The organism is Bifidobacterium saguinibicoloris (genome assembly GCF_019331725.1).
GTDB lineage: Bacteria > Actinomycetota > Actinomycetes > Actinomycetales > Bifidobacteriaceae > Bifidobacterium > Bifidobacterium saguinibicoloris.
Genome location: NZ_JAHBBF010000021.1, coordinates 17,680 through 35,097 on the forward strand (window position 1 = coordinate 17,680; position 17,418 = coordinate 35,097).

The 17,418-nt window shown below is 67.4% G+C and carries 14 protein-coding genes; 11 read left to right on the forward strand and 3 right to left on the reverse strand.

All coding sequences use genetic code 11. The annotated features are described in order from the left end of the window. Positions 1 to 75: 75 nt before the first annotated feature. Complete coding sequence (gene serC, locus KIH78_RS09880; protein WP_219132214.1) at positions 76 to 1,218, reverse strand: phosphoserine transaminase; 1,143 nt, start codon at positions 1,216 to 1,218, stop codon at positions 76 to 78. Between the two features lie 219 nt (positions 1,219 to 1,437). On the opposite strand from serC, the gene KIH78_RS09885 reads away from it, so the two are divergent. The 3 genes from KIH78_RS09885 (at position 1,438) to KIH78_RS09895 (ending at position 4,572) form a co-directional block, all read left to right on the forward strand. Further along, positions 1,438 to 2,445, forward strand: a complete 1,008-nt coding sequence (locus KIH78_RS09885; RefSeq protein WP_219132215.1) for a CHAP domain-containing protein — start codon at positions 1,438 to 1,440, stop codon at positions 2,443 to 2,445. Between the two features lie 120 nt (positions 2,446 to 2,565). Further along, a complete protein-coding gene (locus tag KIH78_RS10780; protein ID WP_274608307.1) occupies positions 2,566 to 3,309 on the forward strand; it encodes a C40 family peptidase in 744 nt (247 codons plus the stop codon). 234 nt (positions 3,310 to 3,543) lie between these two features. Then, positions 3,544 to 4,572 (forward strand): universal stress protein, encoded by a 1,029-nt coding sequence (locus tag KIH78_RS09895; RefSeq protein WP_214314202.1) that lies wholly within the window; start codon positions 3,544 to 3,546, stop codon positions 4,570 to 4,572. Positions 4,573 to 4,713: 141 nt separating this feature from the next. On the opposite strand, the gene KIH78_RS09900 is transcribed toward KIH78_RS09895, so the two are convergent. Beyond that, on the reverse strand, positions 4,714 to 5,127 hold the full coding sequence (locus tag KIH78_RS09900; protein WP_214314210.1) for an OsmC family protein: 414 nt from the start codon (positions 5,125 to 5,127) through the stop codon (positions 4,714 to 4,716). A 172-nt stretch (positions 5,128 to 5,299) separates the two neighbouring features. On the opposite strand from KIH78_RS09900, the gene KIH78_RS09905 reads away from it, so the two are divergent. From KIH78_RS09905 to KIH78_RS09915, 3 genes are read left to right on the forward strand one after another with little or no spacing between them, the layout of a single operon-like run. Continuing rightward, entirely contained in the window at positions 5,300 to 6,175 is an 876-nt protein-coding gene (locus KIH78_RS09905) for a thymidylate synthase (protein WP_214314212.1), read from the forward strand. 58 nt (positions 6,176 to 6,233) lie between these two features. Next, positions 6,234 to 6,905 carry a dihydrofolate reductase gene (locus tag KIH78_RS09910; protein ID WP_214314214.1) on the forward strand — a complete coding sequence of 224 codons (672 nt, stop codon included), beginning with the start codon at positions 6,234 to 6,236 and terminating at the stop codon, positions 6,903 to 6,905. Positions 6,906 to 6,960: 55 nt separating this feature from the next. Then, positions 6,961 to 7,509: a low molecular weight protein-tyrosine-phosphatase gene (locus KIH78_RS09915; RefSeq protein ID WP_214314216.1), complete on the forward strand. Its 549-nt coding sequence runs from the start codon at positions 6,961 to 6,963 to the stop codon at positions 7,507 to 7,509. 154 nt (positions 7,510 to 7,663) lie between these two features. Here KIH78_RS09915 and KIH78_RS09920 read toward each other — a convergent pair whose 3' ends face one another. Further along, positions 7,664 to 8,995, reverse strand: coding sequence for an ABC transporter substrate-binding protein (locus KIH78_RS09920; protein WP_214314218.1), 1,332 nt, complete (start codon positions 8,993 to 8,995; stop codon positions 7,664 to 7,666). Between the two features lie 234 nt (positions 8,996 to 9,229). Here KIH78_RS09920 and KIH78_RS09925 point away from each other — a divergent pair, with 234 nt between their 5' ends. From KIH78_RS09925 to KIH78_RS09945, 5 genes are all read left to right on the forward strand, one after another. Further along, positions 9,230 to 10,345, forward strand: a complete 1,116-nt coding sequence (locus KIH78_RS09925) for an ROK family protein (RefSeq protein WP_219132216.1) — start codon at positions 9,230 to 9,232, stop codon at positions 10,343 to 10,345. A gap of 136 nt (positions 10,346 to 10,481) precedes the next feature. Then, positions 10,482 to 11,411, forward strand: coding sequence for an ROK family protein (locus KIH78_RS09930; protein ID WP_219132217.1), 930 nt, complete (start codon positions 10,482 to 10,484; stop codon positions 11,409 to 11,411). Positions 11,412 to 11,443: 32 nt separating this feature from the next. Continuing rightward, complete coding sequence (locus KIH78_RS09935; RefSeq protein WP_219132218.1) at positions 11,444 to 13,498, forward strand: beta-N-acetylhexosaminidase; 2,055 nt, start codon at positions 11,444 to 11,446, stop codon at positions 13,496 to 13,498. 71 nt (positions 13,499 to 13,569) lie between these two features. Continuing rightward, a complete protein-coding gene (locus KIH78_RS09940) occupies positions 13,570 to 14,958 on the forward strand; it encodes a lanthionine synthetase LanC family protein (protein ID WP_219132219.1) in 1,389 nt (462 codons plus the stop codon). Positions 14,959 to 15,085: 127 nt separating this feature from the next. Then, positions 15,086 to 16,714, forward strand: coding sequence for a peptide ABC transporter substrate-binding protein (locus KIH78_RS09945; protein ID WP_219132220.1), 1,629 nt, complete (start codon positions 15,086 to 15,088; stop codon positions 16,712 to 16,714). Positions 16,715 to 17,418 lie beyond the last annotated feature (704 nt).

Sequence of the window (17,418 nt, forward strand, 5' to 3'; positions counted from 1 at the left end):
TCGTGTAGGTTCTGTGTATGTCCGATTATGGTGCGGCATGCCGTCCGGGCGCGCCGCACCCGTCATGGCGTCCGTCTACAGATGCTCGACAACGTAGTCGATGCACTTGGTGAGCGCCACCACGTCCGAGGGCTCCACCGAGGGGAACACGCCGATGCGCAGCTGGTTGCGTCCCAGCTTGCGGTATCCGGCGGTGTCCACGATGCCGTTCTCGCGCAGTGCGGCGACGACGGCCGTGGCGCTGACCGCGTCGTCGAGGTCGATGGTGACGACGGCGCGGGACCGCGCCGCCTCGTCGGCGACGAACGGATGCGCGTATTCCGAACGTTCCGCCCACGAGTACAGCAGGGACGCCGACTTCGCGCAGCGGGCCGTCGCCCAGTCCATGCCGCCGTTGTCGTTGAGCCAGCGGATCTGGTTCTCCATCATGATGAGCGTGGCCACGGCCGGCGTGTTCAGCGTCTGGTTCTTGCGGGAGTTGGACAGCGCCTTCGTCAGCGAGAGGAACGGCGGCACCCAGCGGCTCGCGCCGGGCAGTCCCGCGTTCGATTCGATGCGTTCGGCGCGTTCGACGGCGGCGGGGGAGAGGATGGCCACCCACAGGCCGCCGTCCGAGCCGAACGCCTTCTGCGGTGAGAAGTAATAGGCGTCGGTCCGGTTCACGTCGACGGGCAGCGCGCCGGCGGCCGACGTGCCGTCGACCAGCGTGAGCGCGCCCTGCTCCACGCTGCCGGGCACGCGGTCCACGGGGGCGGCCACGCCGGTGGAGGTCTCGTTGTGCGCCCAGCAGTACGCGTCGACGTCCTCCGTCCACTCGGGAAGCCGGTATGTGCCCGGCTCGCCCTCGTAGACCGCGGGGTCCTCGAGGAACGGGGCGTTCGCCGCGGAGGCGGCGAACTTGGCGCTGAACGAGCCGTAGGCACCGAACGCCGCGCGGCGGGTGATCAGCGAGGCGCAGGCGATCTCCCAGAAGCAGCTGGCGCCGCCGTTGCCCAAGGCGACCTCATAGCCGTCGGGCAGCGAGAAGAAGGCGCGCAGTCCCTCGCGGATGGATCCGACGACCTGGCGGACCGGCGTCTGCCGGTGCGAGGTGCCGAGCAGCGTGCGGGCACCGGCCTCGAGCGCGGCGACCTGCTCGGGGCGGATCTTGCTGGGGCCGGAGCCGAATCGTCCGTCCTCGGGCAGCATGTCTTGGGGGATGTTCACAGAATTGGCCATGGCCACACACCTTAGCCGCCCATGCGGATGGACGGGGTGCGCGGCCGTATTCCGAACCTCGGCGCGTGGCCGTATGCCGGGCCGCACTGAGGGTCGAACCGGTTCGACACCCCTGGGTGATTTGGCCGAAGACCCTAGGGGGATGTAAGGTATCGCATTGTGAAGGCGAATGACGCCGGCTGCAGAGGCGTCGTCCCAACCCCCAAGGAGTATCGAAGTATGAGGCATGCTGCGCATAAAGCCACCAACGGTACCGTTCGCCGCAACGGATCGAACGGGGCCGGGGGGCTGTTCACGGCCGCGCGCGGCTCGCATTCCTACCGGAGCGTCCGCACCATGCAGATGGTGGAGGGTGGCGGCGCCGTGCTCGGTCTCGAGCCGGCCGTCGCACAGAAGCTCAACGAGATCGCCCCGATGACCCGCCGCTCCATCCGAGAGGCCGCCAAGGCCGCCGAACGCCGCAATTTCATCATGGGATCCGCGTCCCTCGCCGCGCTGGCCGGCACCGCCGCCACCGCCGTGGCCTTCGCCAGCCCCGACGACGTCGACATGCCGCTCGCCGACGACCCGACCACCACCACGCAGATCCAGCACGTCGCCGCCGCCTCCCGTTCCGACGCGCGCACCCCGCTCGAGGACACCGCCGCCGAATCCTCCACCGCCGCGGATACGACGACGGACCGTACCGCCACGTCCGTGGACGACTCCCAGACCCAGCAGACCACGAACAACGGTTCCTGGACGCTCGGCGCCGACAGCACCGAACTCGATTCCAAGCTCATGTCCCGTTCCCTGGCGAACAACGAGAACGTCGCCAAGCTCATGGACCAGGACGCCGACCTGCTGCCCGCCGGATTCGACCCGAACCACGCCACGGGCGACGTCGGTCTCGCCTACGAGTTCTCCCAGTGCACCTGGTGGGCGTACACGCGCCGCCAGCAGCTGGGCCTGCCCGTCGGCTCGCACTTCGGCAACGGCGCCCAGTGGGCCGCCAGCGCCAAGGCGCTCGGCTACTGGGTGGACAACACGCCTCGCCACGTCGGCGACATCATGGTGTTCCGCACCGGGCAGGAAGGCGCCAGCGCCGTGTACGGCCACGTGGCCATCGTGGAGAGCATCAACCCGGACGGCTCCGTCACCACCTCCGAATGCGGCTCCTCGCTGCAGGGGCGCACCGTCTCCCGCACGTTCACGAACGTCTCCGACTTCCAGTACATCCACTACTGATCCACACATTCCCGAACAATCCGTCACAACCGCACATCACGGCGTGTCGCCTGTCATTCCCCTAAGGGAGAACGTCAGGGTTTGGCGGCTGTTACCTGCGGATGGTACGGTGGTGAACCGATGAATACCTTTACGAAGACTGCATCCATGATTCTCGCCGGGGCCGCGTGCGTCGCCACCCTGGTCACCGTCGCGCCCGCGGCCACCGCCGCGGACCAGCCGAGCGTCGTTTCCTCCGAACGCTCGTTCCCGAAGACCGCCGCCGCCCGCAAGGACGTGCTCAAGGAAGCCACCTCCACCGATGTGGAGCAGGATTCCAACTGGGGCGGCATCGAATCCCTCGACGTGCCGAAGACCAAGTCCCAGGCCGAGAAGGACGCCGAAGCCAAGGCCGAGCAGGAGCGTCAGGCCGCCGCGGCCGCCGCCGCGAGCCGTTCCGCCTCCCGCCAGTCCCTGTCCTCGTCCTCCTCTTCGACCTCCGCGTCCACGTCCGCCAAGGCCATCGAGGCGCCTACCAGCTCCAACGGTTCCGGCCTCGTCTCCTACGCCCTCCAGTTCCAGGGCATCCCGTACGTCTACGGCGGCACCACCACGGCCGGCTTCGACTGCTCCGGCTTCACCCAGTACGTGTTCGCCCAGTTCGGCATCAGCCTGCCGCGCACCGACGCCCAGCAGCGTGCGTGGGCGCAGGCCAACGGCACGCTCGTGAGCAACCCGCAGCCCGGCGACCTCATGTGGAAGCCCGGCCACGTCGGCATCTACGCCGGCAACGGCATGATGGTCCACGCCACCAAGCCCGGCGACACCGTGCGCTACGCCCCGGTGTACAGCAGCTCCTTCGAGTACTACCGCATCCTCAAGTAGTCCGCCGGCCGCCACGGCCGCACCGATTCCGCCAGCAGTCTTCGACGGAAGATGAAGAACGGCGCCCTTCCCGCGGGGAGGGCGCCGTTCTCGTATCCGGGCACCCCCGGGACATGCCGGTCGCGAACTTTCGTGTCGGTTGCCGGACCAAACGCCCGGTGCGGGGTATCCTTGGAAGGCACAGGGGAGCGACGACGCCTACGCGCCGCCGCAGTGACTGTCAAGGAGGTCGTCATGATCAATGACAAGGCTATTCTCGTCGGAGTTGACGGGTCGAACGCCAGCTACAAGGCCGCATGGTGGGCGGCCAACTACGCCAAGCACGCGGGGCTCACGCTGCAGATCGTCTGCGCCTACTCGCTGCCCAGCTACGCCGCGGTGAGCTTCGATGCCACCTACACCGCCATGGGGGACGACAACGCGGCCCATTCCGACGCCCAGGAGATCCTCTCCAAGGCGAAGGCCATCGCGGACGAGCAGGGCGTCGAGGCGGCCACGCTCATCGTCACCGGCGATCCGGCGTCCGTCTTCGTGGAGCTGAGCCGCAACTACAACCTCATCGTCATAGGCAACCGCGGCAAGGGCGGACTGGCCGAACGCCTGCTCGGCACCACGTCCTCCTCGTTGCCCGCCTACGCGTACTGCCCGATCGTCGTCGTGCCCTACACCGACGACGACGGCAACCTCATGCACCTCAACAACACCATCACCAAGGTCGCCGTCGGCTCCGACGAATCCAAGTGGGGGCTCAAGGCCCTCGAGATCTCCGCGGACTTCGCGCACGCGTGGGGCGCCGAGCTCGACGTGATCTCCGCCGCGCCGCAGGTCAAGGGCGCCGACGACGCCGTCTATGAGTCCTACATGGAGGATCTCGAAACCCGCGTCAAGCCGCTCGAGGAACAGTACCCGGACCTCGTCATCAACAAGCGCATCGTGCCCGGCTCCGCCGTGGACACGCTCACCAAGGCCAGCTACGACCACGACGTCGTCGTCGTGGGCTCCCGCGGCCGCGGCGGCTTCACCGGCCTGCTCCTCGGCTCCATCAGCCAGGGGCTGCTGCAGCATGCGGCCGGACCGGTCTATGTGGTGCCCCGCAAGTACGTCGAGGCCGCCGAATCCCGTCTCGACACCGTGCCGGGCTCCCCGGCCGAGGTCAAGCCGAAGCCGCTCGACGACATCAGCGGCGTCGAGGAGGTCCCCGTGCCCACGGCCGAACCCGAGGTGGCGCGGAAGATCGAGCAGACCATCGATCCCGAACACTGACGGACGTCGGAACCGGACGGCCCGGACGATCGGACGTCCGGCAGGACGACGAAGGCTCCCGTCGCATCCTCATCGGACGCGACGGGAGCCTTTCCCATGCATGGCGGCGTGCGTCTGCGCGGACGCACGCCGGCGTGACGGTCAGTGCCTGACCGTCACCTCCATGCGCACCGGGGTCTCCTGCACGTACGTGTGCTTGACGGTGCAGCCCTTGTCGATGTGACGGGTGATGCGCTCCTTGAGCTTGTCGGCGTCCTCGTCGCTCAGACCCGCCTCGGAGGCGTCGACGACGACCTGCTCGCTGAAGTTGATGTACGCGTCGTTGTCGGCGTCGTACGTGCCGTCCACGACGATCTTCGCGCCCTTGCCCTCGCCCAGCGTGTGCTCGATGGCGAACTGGCTGGACAGCGCGGCGCAGCCGGCCAGAGCGATCTTCATCAGGTCGCCGGGCGTGAACTGGCCGCGGTCCTTGCCGAACTTGATGTGCGCGCCGTCGTCGCTGAACGCGTCCCAGGAACCGTCCTTGTTGCGCTCGACCCACAGTCGCTTGCCCATGCTGACTCCTTCGTGTCATCCGCGACGCGCCTGCCGCGTCGCGCTACGTCCAATCTAGCCCACGCCGCGCACGTGCGGCGGGGACATTCCGCCGACGACGGACGCACGGCGCGTCGGCGTCGTGCGCCGTGCGCGAACCGCGCCCCGGACGCCTCACGCTACACTGGGACGCATGGCTTTGACGGAAGAACAACTCGCGGCGATACGCGACCGCATCCCCGCACGACCCGACACCGACATCCCCATGCCGTACGAGGACCTCGTGCGCCGCATCCTCGAGCACGGCACCCTCAAATCGGACCGCACCGGCACCGGCACCATCTCCCTGTTCGGCCAGCAGATCCGCTTCGACCTGTCCCACGGCGAATTCCCGCTGCTCACCACCAAGACCGTGTTCTTCAAGGGACTCGCCTACGAGCTGCTCTGGTTCCTCAAAGGCTCGACCAACGTACGCTGGCTGCAGGAGCACGGCGTGCACATCTGGGACGAATGGGCCGACGCCAACGGCGACCTCGGACCCGTCTACGGCGCCCAGTGGCGCAGCTGGCCCGCGCCCACGCCCGAGGACCCGGACCGCACCATCGACCAGATCGCCAACGTGATGGACCTCATCCGCAACCATCCCGACTCGCGCCGCATGGTCGTCTCCGCATGGAACCCCGCCGAAGTCGAGCACATGGCCCTGCCGCCCTGCCACGCGCTGTTCCAGTTCTACGTGGCGGACGGACGCCTCAGCTGCCAGCTCTACCAGCGCTCGTGCGACATGTTCCTCGGCGTGCCGTTCAACATCGCCTCCTACAGCCTGCTCACGCTGATGATGGCCCAGCAGGCCGGACTGGAACCCGGCGAATTCGTCTGGACCGGCGGCGACTGCCACGTGTACGACAACCACATCGAACAGGTGCTCGAACAGCTCTCCCGCGATCCGTACCCGTACCCGCGGATCGCCATCGACAAGGCCGACAGCCTGTTCGACTACGCGTACGAGGACTTCCACATCATCGACTACCGCCACCACCCCACCATCAAGGCGCCCGTCGCCGTATGACGGTCGCCGTGTGACACTAGACTTCCCTCTAGTCCAACTCACCCAAGGAGTGAATGAAATGGAGCACGACAGTAGCCGAAGCGGCTATCACGAACCCGAGCCCGGTGACGCCGGGCTTGACGAGGTCGAGGATTGGGGCGACGATTTCCCCAAGACGTTCTCGGTGAACCTGATCTGGGCCGAAGCGCGCGACAAGGAAGGTCGTACGGGCGCCATCGGCTTCGACGGCGGCATGCCCTGGCACCTCGCCGAGGACATGAAGCATTTCAAGGAGCTCACCGTCTCCCACCCGGTGATCATGGGACGACGCACGTGGGAATCGCTCGGGCCGAAGTACCGACCGCTGCCCAACCGCGACAACATCGTCGTCTCGCATGACACCGGCTACCGCGCGCCGGGAGCCACCGTCGTCGACTCGCTCGAGGACGCGCTCGACCTGGCCCGTCAGGAGGCCATCCCGGACGACGGGCTCGACCGATCCGAGATCTGGGTCATCGGCGGCGCGCAGCTCTTCCAGGAGGTGCTGCCGCAGGCGAACAAGGTGTACGTCACCCTGCTCGACGCCCAGGTCGACGCCGATACGTACGCGCCCGACATCGCCGCGCTCGCCGAGGAAGGCCAGTGGGAGGTCATCGACCGCACGCCGTGGCTGGAGCCGAGGAAGCCGGACACCGGCATCGCCCGATACCGCTTCGTCACCTACGGCCGCGTCGACGGCGAGACGCGCTGAACCCGATACCGACCGCAAGACGACCTCACCAAGACGACCTCACAAGGAGTGAACCATGGCCGACAAGCACGGCGACACCCCGCACAAGTACACGGTGATGACCGTGTGCACCGGCAATATCTGCCGTTCGCCGATGGGCGAGATCATCCTGCGCCACTTCTTCGACGAGCGCGGCCTCGCGGACAAGGTGGACGTCGAATCCAGCGGCGTCTCCGACGAGGAGTGGAGTCATCCCATCGACCCGCGCGCCGTGCACGTGCTGCGCGAGCGCGGCTACGGCGACGAGATCCCTCGCGACCATTTCGCGCACCGGATCAGCCGCGACGAGATCGCCCGCACCGACCTGTTCCTGCCGATGACCGCCTCGCACATGCGCGCGCTGCTGCGCATGCTGCCGCCGGCGAAACGCGCCGAGGTGCACATGTACCGCAGCTTCGACCCGGACCTGCCGAAGCCGCCGGCCGGTCGCGAAAGCGAGATCGACCTGGTGGACCCGTGGTACGGCGGTCCGCACGAGTTCGAGGTCGCCATCGACCAGATCGAGCAGGTCGCCCCGTACATCGTCGACTGGGTGGCGAAGAGGTTGGAGACGGAGGGACGCTGACATCCCCGAAGACGCGTGAGGCCCGGCACTGAACAGTGCCGGGCCTCACGCGTTGAAGGAGAATGGAAGAGAAGAGAGGAAGGAAGGGAAGTGATGGGAGGCGTCCCGTCCGCGCCGTCATGGGGACGGACGGGACGGCCGGGAGATCAGCGGCTCACTTGACGGTGAAGCCCTGGTCCTTGGCGTAGTCCTTCATGGCCTTCTGCCACTTCGCGGCAGCGGACTTGATGTCGGACTTGCCGGAGAAGAAGGAGCCCATGTAGTCGTTGTAGATGGAGCGGGCGTACGGCTCGAAGGGCAGGAACTCCCACTTGCCGGTGACGTTCTCGGCCGCCTGGGAGAAGACCTCGTTGTACTTCTGGCCGCCGAAGAACTCGTTGTCGCTGCCGTCGGAGTTCTTGAGGGTGGTCTTGTCGAGGAAGTCCTTCTGGTTGAGGGTCGCGGTGGTGGCCGGGAAGCTGCCGTTGGAGACGCGGACGTCGATGCCCTCGTCGCTGGTGGTCACGTATTCGACGAACTTCTTGGCCGCGTCGAGCTTGCTGTCCGAGACCTCCTTGGTGATGGCGAGGCCGCTGCCGCCGTATTCGGCGTTGACGGTGCTGCCGTCGACGGTGGGCAGGAGGGCCACGCGGAACTTGCCGGTGGCCTGCGGCACGCCCTGCAGGAGGTTGTTGGCCATCCAGGCGCCGCTGATGAGGCTGGCGACGGAGCCGTCGCCCAGGGACTTCATCCAGTCGTCGGTCCAGGTCTTGGTGTGGACGTCGATGAGGTCCTCGTCGCGCATCTTCTGCCAGAGGTCCATGAACCGCTGGGCACCCTTGTCTCCGGTGACGTCGATGGTCAGGTTCTCGCCGTCGACCTTGTAGGCCTGGCCGCCCATGGCCCACATCATCGCGTTGAACAGGCCGGCGTCGCCGGAGTCGGAGGTGATGTAGGAGCCGGTGGCGCGGACCTTCTTCGCGTCCTCGTAGAATTCGTCCCAGGTGGTCGGCGGTTCGCTGATGCCGGCCTTGTCGAACACGTCCTTGTTATAGAAGTAGGCCATGGGGCCGGAGTCGGCGGGCATCGCGTACAGGCCGCCGTTGATGTTCACGGAGTTCCAGGTGCCGGGGGTGAACGTCTTCTTGAGCTTGGCGGTGTCGTAGAGGTCGCTGAGGTCCCTGAGCGTGCCGGAGTGCACGAACTGCGGGACGGCGAGGTATTCGATGAGGGTGACGTCGGGCAGGCCGCTGCCGGCCTGGGAGGCGTTGTTGAGGGCGGTGTAGGTCTCGTCGGTGCTGCCGACGTTGCTCACCTTCACCGTGATGTCCGGGTTGGCCTTCATGAAGGCCTCGGCGGCGCGGTCGATGCTCGTGTCCCACGACCACACCGTCAGCTTGGTCTTGCCCGAGCTGCTGGTCGCGGTCGTGTTGCCGCAGGCGGCGAGCGGGAAGAGCATCGAGGCGATGGCGGCGGTGGCTATGGCGGTGCGCGTGGTGTTGTTCATATCGACTTCTTTCTGCGCCCGACCGTCGTTGGTCGGATGTCGCATCTATTTTGTTTGGATGTCGAACATGATTGTACGCAAGCGTGGGAGGCTTGTCAAGACGGCGCGGGTTGCATAATGTCAGACCTCTTGCGGGTGCTATCCTGAAGCCGTTCGCGGATGGCGCGGGAGGCCGTCCCGACGCAGTTCCGTCGCATGTCCCGCCATCGATTCCGCGCAAGGAGACCGTCTGCCATGTACGTCAAGTCCAATCCCAGCGACGCGAGGGCCAACAACCGCAGGCTGCTGTTCCGGCTGCTGTTCCCCGACGGCCAGCTGTCCCGCGCCGACCTGTGCAAGAGGACGGGTCTCTCCCGGGCCACCGCCACGGATGTGACCGGCGAGATGATCGAGGACGGCCTGCTGAGGGAGCTGGGCGCGGCGCGCCGCGACGGCCGCGGCAAGCCGGGCACCCTGCTGGCCATCGACACGGACGCGCTCCGTCTGGTGTGCGTCGACCTGTCCCGCCCGTACGTGATGACCGGTGCCGTGATGGACCTGCGGGCCAGGATCGTCGAACGCCGCGAACGCGTGCTCGACGATGGCGACCGGATCGACCCCGGCGACGTGCTGTCGCTCGTCGACGAAATGGTCCGGCTCGCCGGGCCGCGTCTGGTCGGCATCGGCGTCGCCGTCCCCGGCGTGGTCTCCGGTTCGGGAAGGGTGGTCTCCAGCTCCAACCTCGGCTGGAGCGGCGTGGAGCTCCGTGACCTGCTCGAAGGCGAATTCTCGCTGCCCGTCCGCGTGGACAACGATGCGAGCGCCGCGCTGCTCGCCGACCGCTTCCTCGGACGCGGCGAGCCCAACTGCCTGCTCGTGCAGGTCACCCGAGGCATCGGCGCGTCGGTGCTGCTCAACGACGAGTTCGTGGAGGGCGACGACCATGCGGCCGGCGAGATCGGCCACGTCGTGGTCGACCCGTCCGGCCCGGCGTGCGCCTGCGGCAAGCACGGATGCCTGGAGACCTATGTCTCCGCCGTCGCGCTGCGCGAACGCATCCGCCGGGAGCCCGGGCGGCGCGCGGACATCCTGGCCGAGGCCGGGACGAGGCTCGGCGGCGCGCTGGTCATGCCCGTGAGCCTGCTGAACCTGCATGACATCGCCGTCTACGGCCCGCCCGACCTCGTCGGGGACGCGTTCCTCGACGCCTGCGCGGAGACCATCAACTCCCTGTCCCGCAGCGATTTCCAAAGCGTGGTGAGGGTGCGCCGGTGCGAGCTCGGCGACGACGCCACCCTGCGAGGGCAGGCGGTCTGCGTGCTGCGTGCGATTGTGGGCCGCCGTGGGCCGTCCGCGCCCGCCGCGTCCTGACGTCTCGCCTCTCCGTGGCGCCGGCCCTGCGCGTCATGGTGTATCATCGCTGGAGAAGTCAATATGTAAGGATTCCAAACATAATAGGCGGCGGACAAAGCGGAGGTCCGCCTCCTGATGGGAACGGAGACCAACCATGGAAACATGCGCCAGCAATGTCGCCGGAGCGAAGGACCTGCGCGTCGGCGTCGACGTCGGAGGCACGAAGATCGAGGCGGTGCTCGTCGACGCGGACGGCGTGGTCCTCGCGTCCGCGCGTGTGCCGGCCCGGCCGGGCGGCGCGGAAGTCGTCGAGGACGTGGCCGCCCTCGTGCCGCGGGTGGCCGGCGCGCGCGCCGGCGAGGTGCGGTCGGTGGGCGTGGGCATCCCCGGCCTGGTGCACCACCGCACCGGACTGGTCGAGAACGTCGTCAACCTCGGCATCGAGAGGCTTGAACTGGGGGAGCGCGCATCCTCGGCCCTCGGCCTGCCCGTGCAGGTGGACAACGACGTGAACGTGGCGGCCCTCGGCGCCTACGGCACCCTGCCCGCGGCATCGAGGCGCGGCAGGATGGCGTTCGTCAACCTGGGCACCGGCCTGGCCGCCGGCCTCGTCCATGACGGCGTCCTCGAGCACGGCGACACCGGCGCCCTCGGGGAGATCGGCCACCTGCCGGTGGACCCCAACCGCATGGCTTGTCCGTGCGGTCAGCGCGGATGTCTGGAGACCGCCTGCTCGGGGGGAGGCATGCGCCGCATGTGGCCCGCCGCCGATCCGCCCCTGCCCGACATCCTCGCGAAGGCCGCGCGAGGCGACGCCGCGGCGACGCGGGTGCGCGGCATCGTGCTGCACGCCCTAGCCGACGTCGTGCAGATCATCGCCCAGACCGCCGACCCGTCGGTCATCGTCATCGGCGGAGGCGTCGCGCACGCCGGCACCCCGCTGCTCGACGCGCTGCGCGGCGAACTGCGCGGCAGAGAGGCCGACAGCGGCTTCATCGCAAGCCTCAGGCTGCCGGAACGGCTGCGTCTCGTCGACCCGTCCGTGCCGATCGGCGCAATCGGCGCCGCCATCATCGCACGCTGACCCCGCCCGGCCGGCGACAGGAAAGGAGCATCATGAACGACCAGACGACCACGACGACGTGGACGATCATCCCCGAGCCCAGGACCATGCGGCTCATGGACGGCACACTGCTGTTGCCGATGCTCGGCCGGATCAACGAATCCCGCGACATCGGCGACGACCGGACCATACTCGCCGCGCAGCTCGTCGACGACATCCGCGAGACGACCGGACTGGACTGGGACATCGCCACCGGCGACCGGTGGCCCGGCGCCATCTCGCTGACCATCGGCGGCGACGCGGCCGACGGCACGCGCCGCCCCGGCGCGTACACGCTCGACGTCACGCCGGACGGCGTGACCGTCGCGGGCGCGGACTTCGAGGGCGTGCGCAACGGTGTGCAGACCCTGCGCCAGCTCATCCGCCAATGCGGCGCCGCCCTGCCCTGCCTGCACATCGAGGACGAGCCCGCCTTCCGCACACGCGGCTACTATCTCGACGTGACCCGCGGGCGCGTCCCCACCCTCGACTGGCTCAAGACCTGGGCCGACAAGCTCTGCCTGTACCGGTACAACCAGCTCCAGCTCTACGTCGAACACACCTTCGCGTTCGACGGGATGAGCGAGACCTGGCGCGGCAGCAGCCCGCTCACCCCGAAGGACATCCTCGAATTCGACGGGTACTGCGCCGAACGGGGCATCGAACTGGTCCCGTCGGTCTCCACGTTCGGGCACCTCTACATGGCCCTGCGCACGCAGGGCCTGCGCGACCTCGGCGAGTTCCCCGAGGATGTCGACGAGCCGTTCGGGTTCATCGACCGCATGCGCCACCACACGTTGAACATCAGCGACGACCGCGCCTTCGACCTGTCGTGCCGGCTCGTCGACGACTACCTGCAATTGTTCCGCTCCGACAAGTTCAACATCTGCGCCGACGAGACCTTCGACCTCGGCAAGGGCCGCTCTAAACCCCTCGCCGAGCGGATCGGCGTCGCCGCAATGTACGCCGACTACGTCACCCGCCTGTGCCGCCACCTCGAGACCCAAGGCAAACAGCCGATGATGTGGGGCGACATCGCCCTCGAACACCCCGAGATCCTGGAACGCCTGCCCGAAACCGTCACGCTGCTCAACTGGCAGTACGATCCGCAGGTCGACGACGGGAAGATCCGCGCCGTCTCCGAATCCGGCGCCACGCAGATCGTCTGCCCCGCCGTGTGGTGCTGGAACGCGCTCCTGCCGCGCCTCGACGACGCATGGAACAACATCGTCCGCATGGCCCGATACGGCGAGCAATACCATGCGCAAGGCATGCTCGTCACCGATTGGGGCGACTTCGGCCACGTCAACGACCCGCGCATGGCCATCCCCGGCATGATCGTCGGCGCGCAGGAGGCATGGGCTCCGGGACGCGTGGCCGACAAGGGCGAGATGCTCCGCCGCATCTCGCACGTCGAATACCACGACGCCGGCGGCGCACTGCCGGACATCCTCGACGGCGCCGGACACGCGGCCGCATTCGCATGGGGGCATCTCATCGCGTGGCTGGAACTCGACGACGGACACGGCGGCGTCGCCGCCGACGCGCTGCAGGCCATCCCGGGACTGCTGTCGCAGGACGAACGGCCTGACGCCGAGACCCTCGCCCTCCGGGACGACGGTCCGACGCCGTCGCCCGCCGCGGCCCGACGCATGCTGATGCACTGCCTGACGCGACGCCTCGCCTCCACCGATGCCGCGGACCGTACGCTTCGCGACCTCGCCCGCCGCATCGCCGCGACCGCCGCATCCGCGGGACCGCGCCTCGCAGGCGACGCCGCGGCATTCCGCATCGCCATCGAAGGACAACGGCTGCTGAACCGGATCGGACTGCACCTCGCGGCCGAAGCCGGAACCCTCGACGGCCCATGGCCGGACGCGGCGGCGCGACGCGGCGACGCGACACGCCTCGCCGGCGAACTGGAGATCTGGATGGAGGCGTACGCCGCGCAATGGCGCACGGTCAGCCGCGAATCCGAACTCCGCCGGCTGCAGGACGTCGTGTATGCGATCGCCGGACACCTGCGCTCGACGGGCGGCGCGCCGGTCACGCCGCCGACGCGAGGATGATAACGGGCACCAAGAAACATCTATAGGGGGACGGCCGTGTCGCGGCCGTCCCTCCGGTATGTGTTGGTGCCATGCGCGTTGCGAACACAGACACGGAACGGCCGGCAGAGAAGGACAGGTGGTCGTTCCGCGTCGGCAAACCATATGGGATCAGACAGGCCGGAAGCACGGAGGAATGGCTCGACACCGCCCTCCAGGCGGAGCGCTACATCCGCGGGTTCCAGCTCGAGGACGCCGACGGCCTCTACTGGGAGGGCGTCGGCGGCGAACGTCCGAACCCGGGATACGCCGACGGCTCCGCCGGCATCATGCACTTCTACATCCAGCTCGCCCGCGTGACCGGTGATCCCGGATACCGTGACACGGCCCGCCGCGCCGCGCAGTGGATCCAGGCCAAGGTGGACGAGGCGCCCGTCACCACGCTCGAAGGCTTCGACAGCTGCTACGGACTCATGCTGCTGGAGGCCGCCGACGTGTTCGACGACCCCACGTACGCGCAGACCGCCCTCCGGTTCGCGGAACGGTACCTGTCCCACTCCAAGGCGGGCGAACACGGTCCCTACTGGACCGGCAACACCGCATGGGTGAAGGACGGCGGCGTCATCCTGTTCCTCCTCGCGCTCGGCCGGCACCTCGACGACCCCGCGGTCCTCGACGTCGTCCGCCGTGCCGGCGAACAGTATCTCGCCGAAGGCAAGCCGGACAGCGAAGGACACTTGGTGTTCGACGGCCATTTCGGCGGCACCGCCACCTTCGAAGGCGTCGTCTTCCACATGGACCACAACATGCCCAACTGGGAGTTCGGCGCGGCCGGCAGCGGATACATCCTGCTCAAGCTGTACGAACTCACCGGCGAACAGCGCTACCTCGATGCCGCGCGCGACCAGCTGCGCTACCTGAAGTCGGTCGCCGTACCCCAGACCAAAGGCGTGCTCATCCCGCGCAGCCTCGCCCCCGAGGAACGCGACCTGTTCCCGCTCGGCCACTGCCACGGCATCGCCGGCACCGGACAGTTCCCATACCTGCTCCACCGGATCGCTAGGGACGAGGACGCAGCGACATTCCTCCACGCGCTCGCCGACGGGTTCGAATCCCTGGGAGCCCCCGAACACCAATCCCGCGGACTGTGGAACATCGACACGCTGTGCTGCGGGCACGCCGGACTGGTCCACTACTTCGTCGGCCTGTACCTCGCCACCGGCGAACAACGCTGGCACGACCTCGCAATCCGCTGTGGAAACGTCATCCTCGGCATGAAGGAGGACCTGGGCGACGGGCGGGCCGACTGGCCCATCGCGTTCTGGCGGCAGAAGCCCGACGACATCACCCGGCCCCACAGCCTCTTCCGCGGCGCGGCCGGCATCGGCCTCGCGCTGACCGAGATCTACATGATGGAGCGGGGCGACTTCACCCTCGACCGACTGATCGACGACCCGTTCCCCACCCGCTGGGCCGCCTGACGGCGGTCACGCCGGACGCGGGCGAACCGAATGCACATCGAACCGAACGCGGGCGAACCAACCGTACATCGAACCAACCGTACATCGCATCGAACGTACCAAAGGAAAAAAGAGAAGGAAAGAGCATATGAAACGCACCACACGCACCATACGTACCATCGTCGCGGCCATCGCCGCGGCCACGATGCTCGCCGGCTGCGGCGTCGCCTCCAACGGGGAGAACGCCGCGGACGGCAACGTCATCAGCCTCGGCATCGGCGAACCGCAGAACCCGCTCGTCCCCGGCGACACCAACGAAGGCAACGGCGCGCTCGTCCTCAACCGCGTCCTGTTCACCGGCCTGGTCGTGACCAAGGCCGACGGCAGCATCGTCAACGAGAACGCCGAGAAGATCGAGCCGAACGCCGACAACACGCAGTACACGGTCACCCTGCGCAATGGGCTGAAGTTCTCCGACGGCACCCCGATCACCGCCGAAAGCTACGTGAAGGCGTGGTCGTACACCGCCAACGTGAAGAACGCACAGAAGAACGCCGGATACCTCGCATACATCAAGGGCTACGACGACCTGCAGAAGGACGGGCTGAAAGGAGACGAACAGCTCTCCGGACTCTCCGTGCAGGACGACACGCACTTCACCATCACGCTCAACGCCGCCTCGGCCGTCTTCCCGACCGTCCTGACCTTCATGGCCTACGACCCGCTGCCGGAATCCTTCTACAAGGACCCGAAGGCCTTCGGCGAGAACCCGGTGGGCAACGGCCCCTACAAGTTCAAGTCCTGGAAGCACGACAGCCAGATCGAGGTCGTGCCGAACCCGAACTACACCGGCTACTACCAGCCGAAGAACGACGGCATCACCTACCGGATGTACACGGACACGAACGCGCAGTACGCCGACGTGCAGTCCGGCAACCTCGACATCACCAGCGCCATCCCGTCCAGCGCGTTGAAGAACCTCCTCAACGACAAGACCGTCAAGGCGTACAGCGAACCCGGCCCCGTGCGCGTCGCCCTCGGCATCCCCGAGGACCTCAAGCACTTCTCCGGCAAGGAGGGCGTGCTGCGCCGCAAGGCCATCAGCCTCGCCATCAACCGCAAGGCCATCACCGAGAAGATCATGAACGGGCTCGCGAGCCCCGCCACCGACTTCGCCTCCCCGGTGTTCAAGCCGTACTCCGGCAGCCTCAAGGGCGCTGACGTGCTCCGCCACGACGCCGCCGAAGCCAAGAAGCTGTGGGGGCAGGCGAACGAGATCAGCCCCTGGGACGGCGACTTCACCATCACCTACAACGCCGACGGCACCTACAAGGAGACGTACGACGCCATCGTGAACCAGCTCAAGAACACGCTCGGCATCGACGCGAAGACCGATCCGATCCCCACCCAGAAGGAGTACATCACCAACGCGTACGCCGGCAAGATCGACTCCGCGTACCACGATATCTGGGGTCCCGACTACCCGTCCGTCGAGGACTACCTCACGCCCATCTACGCGAGCAGCGCGCTCGGCGGCCGCAACTACGGCAAGTACAGCAACGCCGAGTTCGACGACCTGCTCGCCAAGGCCTCGGCCGCCGCGTCCACCGACGACGCGGACAAGCTGTACGTGCAGGCCGAGGAGATCCTTCTCGAGGACCTGCCCTCCATCCCCATCTACAACACGAACGCGACCAGCGCCACCGTCAAGGGGTTGAAGGGCGTCGGGTTCAACTGGGACAGCAGCCCGACCTTCTGGGCCATCTCGAAGCGCTGACGTCTGGTTGGAGTGGTGACGTCTGGTTGGACGCTGACGTCTGGTTGGACGCTGACGTCTGGTTGAAGCGCTGACGTCTGGCGAGTCCGATGATCCCACGTGTCCGATGGCCCCGCGCCGGGGGAGCGACGGCTCCTCCGGCGCGGGGCCATCGTGTATCGGACGTCGGAAGGACGCCGTCCGTCGCGTGACTTGGGCGGACGTCGTGGAAACGAAAAAAGGACCGGCGCGAAACCGGTCCTTGAGCGGTACCCCCAGAGAGAGTCGAACTCTAGCTAACGACTATTGCGGTGCTTGGAAACGTTGGAATTTCAACGAAATTCAATACCATGTATATCACATAAACCATGTGTAATCATACGGGTGCCGTCCAAAAACCGTCCAAAACCAGATGTGGTGAACAGCGTTCGTATGGCTATTGTGTCCCCGCTGCTCACGTCTGCGAACGTTTCGCCTAGCCATGGTGTAACGCCGTCGCGCTCGCCGACGTGACATGTGGGCCGTATGGGGTGAAACTGTCTTCATCCCATGCCGTGCCGCGTGCCCGTCTGTCGTCGTCCTCGCGTCGTCGTTCGTCCGCGTCCCGTGCCGGCTATGCTCCAGCACGTCGGCTCACGGCTGGATTGTTTGAAACGCGAAGACCTTCGGCGCGCCTCGCCGGCTGTCTTGTGTCCGACTGGTGGGGGACTGCCCCCGCCCCCTAC